Annotated in this window: 4 protein-coding genes; all 4 read right to left on the reverse strand. The window is 66.2% G+C overall.

The features are described from left to right. Window positions 1–370: 370 nt before the first annotated feature. Window positions 371–907: an AAA family ATPase gene (locus tag ELR45_RS29755; RefSeq protein ID WP_420813977.1), complete on the reverse strand. Its 537-nt coding sequence runs from the start codon at window positions 905–907 to the stop codon at window positions 371–373. Between the two features lie 11 nt (window positions 908–918). After that, window positions 919–1737, reverse strand: coding sequence for an SAM hydrolase/SAM-dependent halogenase family protein (locus tag ELR45_RS29760; protein WP_129669575.1), 819 nt, complete (start codon window positions 1735–1737; stop codon window positions 919–921). Window positions 1738–1789: 52 nt separating this feature from the next. Next, window positions 1790–2806 (reverse strand): CNNM domain-containing protein, encoded by a 1017-nt coding sequence (locus ELR45_RS29765; protein WP_129669530.1) that lies wholly within the window; start codon window positions 2804–2806, stop codon window positions 1790–1792. After that, the coding region (locus ELR45_RS39600; protein ID WP_205857534.1) for a transporter associated domain-containing protein at window positions 2803–3395 on the reverse strand (593 nt) is incomplete at its 5' end. The genes ELR45_RS39600 and ELR45_RS29765, both read right to left, overlap by 4 nt.

A 3395-nucleotide genomic window follows, 5' to 3' on the forward strand; every position in this document is an offset into this window, starting at 1 on the left:
CCGCGGCCGACATCGCCGGTGTTTCCGTTTCGTCTACGTAGGCAAACTCGAGCGTCGGAACGTCGCTGCTCATCACAAGATCATTGAGCTGCGACGTGGGCAGCGCCAGATCCATCAGTCACCTGTACTCACACTGACGGACGAGTGGTCCGTAAGGTCGGGCATGGCTATGTCCTTTCATTGCTTCGCAGGTGAACAAGCTCGTAATCACGATAGCCGACCACACTGACAACATCGCCAGGCTAAAGGACGTTATTAGACTCAAGTGCACCCTTGACAGCAGGCACCCCATCCGATTGCGAGGTGAAGGAAATGAGCTATTGCGCAGTAGTGTGCAGTGACCCCGGTCGCCTAGCCGGCACCGGTCTGGTCAAACGGTGGCGTCGTGCAGACGGTCGACGATCTCGTCGACCGTCTGTTCCGGAGTCTGCTCAGACGTGTCGAGCCAGAGGCCGAGCCGAGCGGTTGCCTGCCGCAGCTCCGCGTCCAGCTCTTCCACGGTCCAATCGACGTACCCGGTCTTTGCACGCGTGGCCTCTCGCCCCGCCACGACCTCAGGCCGCGGCGCCAGTACGACAACCCGCAACGGCCGAGCCCTTACCAGTTTCACGTACTCGGCCAGCTCCGGGCCGATGACAATGTCTTGAACGATCGCCGTGAAGCCCGACTCGACGTACTGGTCAGCCACCGAAGCGCTGATCCGATACCGCAGGCGAAGCTGGTCCGCACCCTCGGAGTCCCCGGGGAGCGGCGGCACACCGCCGGACACGATCATCCTGCGGAATGTGTCGCCTCGCACATGAGCGGCCCGGGGCAACCGCCTCGCCAGCGCTTCGGCGACCGTCGATTTACCCGAGGCCATGATTCCGGTCACCAGCACAACACCATCAACAGACACGAGGGTCAGTCTCTCAAGCGCTACCTGCCGGACGCGGTCAAGGTGAGGTCGTTGCCCGGCTCGACCATCAGCTGAGCAGCCGCGTCGCCCTGGTTGACCGCCAGGGCGACGTGGCCGTACGAGTCCACATACACGATCAGCTCACCAGGACTGACATCGGCGAAGATCCGGCCCACCGCAAGGCCCGATATCTGCCTCCCAGGACCATCCGGTGTCGACTCAATGACGACGTCGACGTGACCCCCGGCGGAGATCCCGGCCGCGACCAGGTCATCGGCACGACCGGCGAGCTCCACGTTCCCGAAGCGGTCGACCGAGTGCACCTCCGTCTCCAGGGTGCCGGGCCGGACCCGTACCCGCGGTTCAGGGAGACGGTTCACGCTCCCGACCGAGAGGGCAGGTCCGAGCGCACTCAGTGGAACACCCGCGGCCACGTGCGCCGCTGTCGGCGCGAAGATGTCTCGCCCGTGGAAGGTCAACGCGTCGCCGCCCAGCCGGTACTCGGGTGCCGCCAATTCGACAGCCTCCGAGATCCCGCCGACCACATCCGCAGCCCAGGGCAGCAAGCCGTTGTCCGGTCCGATGAGCACATGGTCGCCTGCGGCCACCGCGATTCCGCGGCGCTCGGAGCCCACTCCCGGATCTACCACGCCAACGACCACGGATGGCGGCAGATAGGGAACGGTCTGTGCGAGCACCACAGCGCCGCGTCGGATGTCTTGCGGTGGCACCGCATGGGTCACGTCGATCACTCGCAGGTCCGGAGCGATTCGCGCCGCCACGCCATGGCAGGCCGCCACGAACCCGTCGTACTGGCCGTAATCCGTCAGGAAGGCCATCCAGCCGTACCGGACGCTCAAACTCTGCTCACCATTCTCCGAACCTCAAGCCCTACGCTGCGACCAGGATGTTCGTGACCAAGTCGTCCATGCTGACCATGCCGACTTCACGCTGCTCGTGGTCGCGGACCATGCCCAGCTGTGCCCGGTTCCGGCGCAGGATCTCAGCGGCCGTGGCCAGGTCGGCGTCGACCGGTATCGACGGGATGGTCCGCGCCTTCTCACCCGCCGTCCACGAGGAGTCGAGACCACGCCCGGCCAACGCCTCACGGGCATGCACAGTGCCCAGGATCGTACCGGCCGAGGAACGGACCACAAGCCGGGTCCGGCGGCGGCTCGCGGCGACATCCAGCACCTCCTGCACACCCGCATCGGCGCCGACGCTGACGATCCGGTCGACCGGAACCATCACGTTGCCCACCGCGCCGCCCGGTCCGCCGAGTGCGCGCGTCAACAGGCCATGCTCCTCGTCGCGAATCAAGCCGAGCCGCTGCGACTCAGACACCAGCTGGTGGATCTGCTCCCGGTTTCGGACCGTGACAACCTCGTCGCGCGGCTGCACGCGTACCGCCCGCACCAGTACGTTCGTGAAGCCGTTGAGAACCACCAGCAGGCCTCTCACCATTGCCGCGTAGAACCGGAACGCAGGCCCGAGCAGCATGGCCGACCGCTCCGGATGAGCGATCGCCCACGATTTCGGGGCCATCTCCCCCACGACGACGTGCAGGAACGTCACAATCGCCAGTGCGACGACCAAAGCGGCCACGTCCGCGGCCGCCTCGGGGAGCCCTACGGCGGTCAGCGGAGGCTCGAGCAGATGATGCAGCGCAGGCTCGCTGACCATCCCGAGCCCGATCATCACCATCGTGATGCCGAGCTGGGCGCCGGCAAGCATCAGCGACAGCTCCCGCACACCGTTCAGCGCCGCTTTGGCGCCTCGCTTCTTGTCCGCCACGGCCTGCTCGAGCCTGTGCCGCGCCGCCCCGACCAATGCGAACTCGGCCGCGACGAAAAACCCGCTCGCGACGAAAAGCAGCCCCGTGACCAGCATGGCGGTAGTCGTGTTCACTGCTGTACCTCCACCGCTTCTCGCAGTCGGACGCGCTCCGGAACGCGCCGCGCCACGGTGACGACATCGATCTGGATCCGTTGCATCTCGTCGCCACGGGGAAGCTCAAGGGCAAGCGCGTCTCCGGGCTGTGCGAGCCGCCCCAGCTCGGCGAGGATCAGTCCGCCGACGGTGTCGTAGTCCTCGGACTCCGGGAGTTCGACGCCGGTATAGGCGGACGCCTCATCGACGCGCAGCCCGGCGTCGAGCTCCCACCAGCCGTCTACCAGCACCGCGGGAACGGCTTCCTCATCGGTCTCGTCCTCGATCTCACCCACCAGCTCCTCTGCGATGTCTTCGAGGGTGATGATGCCGGCCAGCCCTCCGTACTCGTCGAGCACGCAGGCGAACTCGTCATCCCGCTCTTGCATCCGTTTGACCAGCGGAAGCAGCGCCATGCTGTCCGGTATCACCAGGGCGAGCCTGGCGATGTCACCGGCCGTCGAGCTGGCGATCATGTGGTGCGGCAGCCGCATCAGCTCGCGGACACCCACCACACCCACGATGTCATCGGTGGTCTCCCCCAGTACCGGGTAGTTCGAGTGCCCAT

The organism is Phytoactinopolyspora endophytica (assembly GCF_004138495.1).
Classification (GTDB): domain Bacteria; phylum Actinomycetota; class Actinomycetes; order Jiangellales; family Jiangellaceae; genus Phytoactinopolyspora; species Phytoactinopolyspora endophytica.

Excerpts from the sequence above, each read along its gene's own strand:
- ELR45_RS29760 (WP_129669575.1), bottom strand. The coding sequence starts at position 1,737 with ATGGCCTTCCTGACGGATTACGGCCAGTACGACGGGTTCGTGGCGGCC.